The 5,194-nt window shown below is 67.6% G+C and carries 8 protein-coding genes; 5 read left to right on the top strand and 3 right to left on the bottom strand.

Going from position 1 to position 5,194, the window contains the following annotated elements:
• The coding region (gene cbiT, locus IJH84_RS24945; protein WP_295149723.1) for a precorrin-6Y C5,15-methyltransferase (decarboxylating) subunit CbiT at positions 1–915 on the top strand (915 nt) is incomplete at its 5' end.
• Positions 912–1,655 (top strand): precorrin-4 C(11)-methyltransferase, encoded by a 744-nt coding sequence (cobM, locus tag IJH84_RS24940; RefSeq protein ID WP_295149721.1) that lies wholly within the window; start codon positions 912–914, stop codon positions 1,653–1,655. The genes cbiT and cobM, both read left to right, overlap by 4 nt.
• A 127-nt stretch (positions 1,656–1,782) precedes the next feature.
• On the opposite strand, the gene IJH84_RS24935 is transcribed toward cobM, so the two are convergent.
• From IJH84_RS24935 to IJH84_RS24925, 3 genes are all read right to left on the bottom strand, one after another.
• Positions 1,783–1,986, bottom strand: coding sequence for a hypothetical protein (locus IJH84_RS24935; RefSeq protein WP_295149719.1), 204 nt, complete (start codon positions 1,984–1,986; stop codon positions 1,783–1,785).
• 87 nt (positions 1,987–2,073) lie between these two features.
• Positions 2,074–2,274, bottom strand: coding sequence for a DUF397 domain-containing protein (locus tag IJH84_RS24930; protein WP_295149717.1), 201 nt, complete (start codon positions 2,272–2,274; stop codon positions 2,074–2,076).
• On the bottom strand, positions 2,274–3,137 hold the full coding sequence (locus IJH84_RS24925; RefSeq protein ID WP_295149715.1) for a helix-turn-helix transcriptional regulator: 864 nt from the start codon (positions 3,135–3,137) through the stop codon (positions 2,274–2,276). The genes IJH84_RS24930 and IJH84_RS24925 overlap by 1 nt, the downstream gene beginning before the upstream one ends.
• Positions 3,138–3,401: 264 nt before the next feature.
• On the opposite strand from IJH84_RS24925, the gene IJH84_RS24920 reads away from it, so the two are divergent.
• The 3 genes from IJH84_RS24920 (at position 3,402) to IJH84_RS24910 (ending at position 5,070) form a co-directional block, all read left to right on the top strand.
• Entirely contained in the window at positions 3,402–3,698 is a 297-nt protein-coding gene (locus IJH84_RS24920; RefSeq protein ID WP_295149714.1) for a hypothetical protein, read from the top strand.
• Positions 3,699–3,941: 243 nt separating this feature from the next.
• Positions 3,942–4,484: a hypothetical protein gene (locus tag IJH84_RS24915; RefSeq protein WP_295149712.1), complete on the top strand. Its 543-nt coding sequence runs from the start codon at positions 3,942–3,944 to the stop codon at positions 4,482–4,484.
• Between the two features lie 79 nt (positions 4,485–4,563).
• Positions 4,564–5,070, top strand: a complete 507-nt coding sequence (locus IJH84_RS24910; protein WP_295149710.1) for a hypothetical protein — start codon at positions 4,564–4,566, stop codon at positions 5,068–5,070.
• Positions 5,071–5,194: the final 124 nt, after the last annotated feature.

The following is a 5,194-nucleotide window of genomic DNA, read 5'->3' as shown; positions in this document are numbered from 1 at the left end:
CGGGTGCTGCCGCACGTGTCGTCGGTGTCGCTGGCCTGCGCGCGGATGGGCTGGCCCGCGCACGACACGCAGGTGGTGAGTCTGGTCGGCAAGCACACCGAGCTGCTGCACCCGCAGGTCCAGCCGGGCAGCCGGCTGCTGGTGCTCAGCTCGGACGAGCACACTCCCGCGCAGGTGGCGGCGCTGCTGGTCGCACGGGATTTCGGCAGCAGCGAGATCACCGTGCTCGGCGATCTCGGCGCGCCGGAGGAGTCCCGCCTGGACTGCACCGCCGCGCAATGGCCGAGCCCGCAGGTCTCCGCGCTGAACGTGGTCGCCGTGCATTGCCGCGCCGATCCGGACGCGCAGCGCCTCCCCCGCACGCCGGGCTTGCCGGACGAGGCGTTCCTGCACGACGGCCAGCTCACCAAGCGGGACGTGCGCGCGCTGACCCTCGCCCGGCTCGGCCCGATGCCCGGTGAGCTGTTGTGGGACGTGGGTGCGGGCGCCGGTAGCATCGCGATCGAATGGATGCGCGCCGACGAGTCCTGCCGGGCGGTGGCGATCGAGCACCGCGAGGACCGCGCGGCCCGCGTGACGACGAACGCGTTGAGCCTCGGCGTCCCCGGCGTGCGACTGGTCGTCGGTGCCGCGCCGGAGGCGCTGGACGGGCTGGACCCTCCGGACGCGATCTTCGTAGGTGGCGGCTCGACCGCGCCCGGTGTGCTCGATGCGTGTTGGAACGCGCTGCGCCCGGGCGGCCGCCTGGTGGTGAACGCGGTGACGATCGAATCGGAGGTGCTGGTGGCGGACTGGTACGGCCGCTGCGGCGGTGAGCTGGTGCGGATTTCCTCGGAGCACGCCTCGCCGGTCGGTGGTTTCACCGGCTGGCGGCCCGCGATGCGGATCACCCAGTGGGCGGTGACCAAGCGATGACCGTGCACTTCATCGGCGCCGGGCCGGGCGCGGCGGACCTGATCACGGTGCGCGGACGCGATGTCTTGGCGGCTTCGCCGGTGTGCCTGTACGCGGGCAGCCTGGTGCCGGTCGAGCTGCTGGCGCACTGCCCCGCGGATGCTCGGCTGGTCGACACCGCGCAGTTGAACCTGGACCAGATCCTCGACGAACTGATCGCCGCGCACGAGTCCGGGCTGGACGTGGCGCGGCTGCACTCCGGCGATCCTTCGGTGTTCAGCGCCGTCGCCGAGCAGATGCGCCGCCTCGACGCGGCCGGGGTGCCCTACGACGTGGTCCCCGGCGTGCCCGCGTTCGCCGCTGCTGCCGCGACGCTCAACCGCGAGCTGACCGTGCCCGGCGTCGGCCAGACCGTGGTGCTCACCCGCACGTCCGCGCAGGCCACGCCGATGCCGGAAGGCGAAGACCTCGCCACGCTCGGGCAGAGCGGTTCGACGCTGGTGCTGCACCTGGCGGTCAACCGGATCGAGTCGATGGTCGAGCAACTGCTGCCGAACTACGGCGCGGACTGCCCCGTCGCGGTCGTCGCGGGCGCCAGCCGCGAGGACGAGATCGTGCTGCGCGGCACGCTCACCGACATCGCTCCCGCCGTGCGCGAGGCGGGCATCAAGCGCACCGCGGTGATCGTGGTCGGGTCGGTGCTGACGGCTTCGACTTTCCCGGACAGCCACCTGTATTCGACCGCGCGCTGCCGCGACTGACTCGGCCATTTCGGAGTGAAGGGGTCGTTCGCCCCGACAAATTGGGCGAAGGGGCCCATTACTCCGGTGATCGTGCCCGGTGGCGACGGCCCGCGAGCAGTGGTGAGCGCTCGGCCGGCCCCCGGTTTCAGCCACGCTCCGGACCGCGCACTCGGCGCCGAGCGAGTTCGAACACGCTCGCCGACAGCACAATCGCGTCGAGCACTACCAGCGCCCACAACACCGGCCCGGGCAGCAACGAGGACGAAGCGCTCGCCGAGACCAACACGACCAGCACCAGCCCCAGCACAACTGCCGCGGCCATCAGGAACCGCGACGGAATCCCTCTCATCGGCTCACCTCAGCATGATCTTCCGAGTGAACGGACCGTTCGTCCCATTAGATTGGTCAAACGGTCCGTTCACTCATGAGCGAGGGGTTACGACTCGCGGAGGGAGGCGGTGAACGCCGTCCACTCGGCGCGGGTGAACGTCAGGATCGGGCTGGTTGAGCCGAGTTTGGAGTCGCGGACGCCGACCACGCCCGGTGCGGAACCGACCTCGACGCAACCGTTCGCCGCGTGGCTGTAGGTGGCCTTGTGCCAGTCGGTCAGCGCAGCCCTGGCAACACGGTCGTTCATCAGATCTCCTCGAATATTCGCTTGATAAGGACGCTGGAATCGGATGTTTTCAACGCCTTGGACTTCAGCTGCTCGATCGCTTCGCGGAACGGAGCCACCGCCGAAGGTTCTTCGTAGTAGACGACCTCCACCCGGTTTTCCACGTAGGCGGTTCCGACGTCCGGACCGAACTCCGAGGGAAAGGTCAGGAGCATGAAAGGGCCGTCCGCACCGGTGTGCAGCCCGGCATGGAATGGAAGCACCTGGATCTCGATGTTCGGTTTCGCACCAAGTTCCAGCAGTCGTTCGAGCTGCCCGCGTTGCACTTCGGGCCCGCCGTTGATGGCGCGCAGCGCCGCTTCGCTGATCACCGCGTGCACCGCAGGCGAAGCCTCCCCGCCCAGCACCTCGCGCTGCCGAGCCATGCGCAGCTCGACTCGCCGGTCGCGGTCCCGTTTGCGCAGCTTCGGAGCGCCGCCACGGACGAGTGCGTTCGCGTAGCTTTCGGTCTGGAACAGGCCGGGAACGAGGTGGGTGTCCCAGCTGTCGATCCTGGCCGCCATCACCTCAACTCCGAGGAACAGCTTGAGATACTCGGGCAAAGCTTCTTCGGAGTCGAAGCGGACCCACCAGTCCGCTCCCCTCCTCGCTCGCTCCCGCAAGGACAGGAAGAACTCGACGCGCTCCGGCGCTCCGTACAACCGCAGCAGCGTCTCCAGCTCCAGGGCTTTCGGCATTCGGCGGCCGACCTCGAAGTGGCCGAGGTTCTGGATGCTGCCGTGGATCGCTTTCGCGGCTTCTGCCCTCGTGTGGCCGCTTCGTTCCCGCAGCCGCGTCAGCTCCCCTGCGATCCAGCGCTTCAACGCGGTCGGACTCGTGCTCACCCGCTACCTCCATCCCGTCGCACGGAGTCTGCCCCGGCGCGCGAGCCAACATCATCACCCGATCAGGGATCTAGATCGGAGCACACGCAAATGTATCGTGCTCCACATACGTGATCGACACCGATCACGATCCCACCAGGCAATGGCGCCCCTCCCCCGCCTTCGCCTGGTGCCACCGGCGGGGCCGGACCGAAAACGCCCCCGACGCGGTTCGGTCCCGCCGGCCTCCCTCCCGATCTCCTTGCATGGAACGGAGTTCACACCATGGACGCGATCGGCAACCTGCAAATTCTTGTAGCGCAAGGATTCCGCTGCGTCCCGGTGCACAACGACGTCGGTGAGCTCGACGCGCTGCTGTACGCGCGGTACTGGCCTTCCGGGGTGGTCGACGTCGTGATCGTCTACTCGCACGAGGAGGCTTTCGCCTACCGCGCAAGCGGAATCGATCCCCGCACTCCCCTGCTCTCCGGCCCCGCCCACCTGCACTGGCGCCAAGCGGGCCATCCCGCCCCGGTCACCGCCGCCGTACTCGGCCTCGACGGCCGGAGAGCCGGTGCCTGACGAACGGACCCGACGGACTCAACTCCAGCGCCGCAGCGGAACCGCACCAAGAGCATGAGCACCCGCATTGCTCTGAATGAGTGAGGTCGCGCAAAGCGTCGGACGCGAAGAACGGGATCATGTTCGATCCGAAAGGACAGCGTCGTGAGGTGCGGCGCGCGTCGGTGGTTTCAGCCACGAGACGAGGAGTCTTGTGCACCTTTTTTCCGCTCATGGGCGATCACTGCTGCCGCTGCGGCGTGCGTGGTCACCGCAACCCCGGCCGCCGACGCGGATCCCGCTCCCGGGTTCCAGTTCGACCCCGCCGCGTTGCAGGCACGAATGGATGATTGCTTGGAATACGCTGTCGACGACTCATTCGAACTGATGGGCTGGGTAAACGTCAGTACGGGCGAGAGCCGTCACTGGCGTTGCAGCTCGCTCAAGCACATGATGTGGGACGAGCGTCCGTCCGGGCCGCATGATCCGTACGTCAACGTTGGCGACTTCATGCGCTGCGCCGACAGAGTCGTGAGCTACGGATTCCCGCGACCCGCGACGAACCCGGCGTACACGCGGTATATTCTGCAATATCGTGGTACCGAGCGTACCGGCAACGTTGTCGTTGATCCGCGAACCAGCGATATCGCTTCCATCTATACCAGCCTCGAAAACGACTGGACCGAATGCGCCTACTGGGTTCCTGCGTCGGCCGATGGCGCACCACCGCGTAGTGAATGGCAGGCGACGTATCCTACCCAGCATGAGGCCAGCGGGAGTGCGGCAACGGGTCCAGGAACTTCGTGAGCAGGAGCAGGAACGGATCCGGGCTCATCCGCAGCTCGCCCTGCGACGAGAGCTGACCGACTTCATCCAGGGGTGCGCGTTGCTGTCCTACGGCGACGTGAGTGGCAGCGGGCTCATCGAGCCTTACCGGAAGATCATCGCGCTCTGGGACGAGCCGACCCAGCACCGCACTGGGAGCCGTTTCGAGCGAGTGAGTTTCGAATGCATCGAGCAGCTGCGGGTCTGCGAACCGCTCTCCGAGGCGGCGGCAGACCCGCAGCGCCACGCAGCCCGTGACGATGCCGCGGAGTCGGCGCTCGCACAGATCCCACCGCGCATTCTCGTCGGCCGCGACACTCGTGACGCGCACTTCCCCATGTCCTGCCTGAACGCAGCCGGATCCTTGCTGGACGACGTCATCACCCCGTACCGCGCGAGCCTGCTGATCACCAGCGTCGGCTACTTCGACCCGGTCGAAGAACGTGACCTACTCGCAGCGATGCGGACCCTCCGCATCCACTACGAAGACCGTCCTCAAGACCGCTCGGCCCTGAGCGACGACATCACCCGCGAACTCCGCGCCTGGTTCGACACCGCCACCTTGTAGCGGCAAAGAGCGGTGCGTAACCGGAGAACCCGCGGCCGCGGAGTGCGGGTGGTGTCGGCGACCTACTCGAAATCCGCTCGCCCCACCAGATCCCCGCCCCGGTTGATCACCAGGATCTCCACCT

The organism is Saccharopolyspora sp., assembly GCF_017434145.1.
In the GTDB taxonomy this organism is placed as follows: domain Bacteria; phylum Actinomycetota; class Actinomycetes; order Mycobacteriales; family Pseudonocardiaceae; genus Saccharopolyspora_C; species Saccharopolyspora_C galaxeae.
This window is presented reverse-complemented; position numbering and strand designations above follow the sequence as displayed.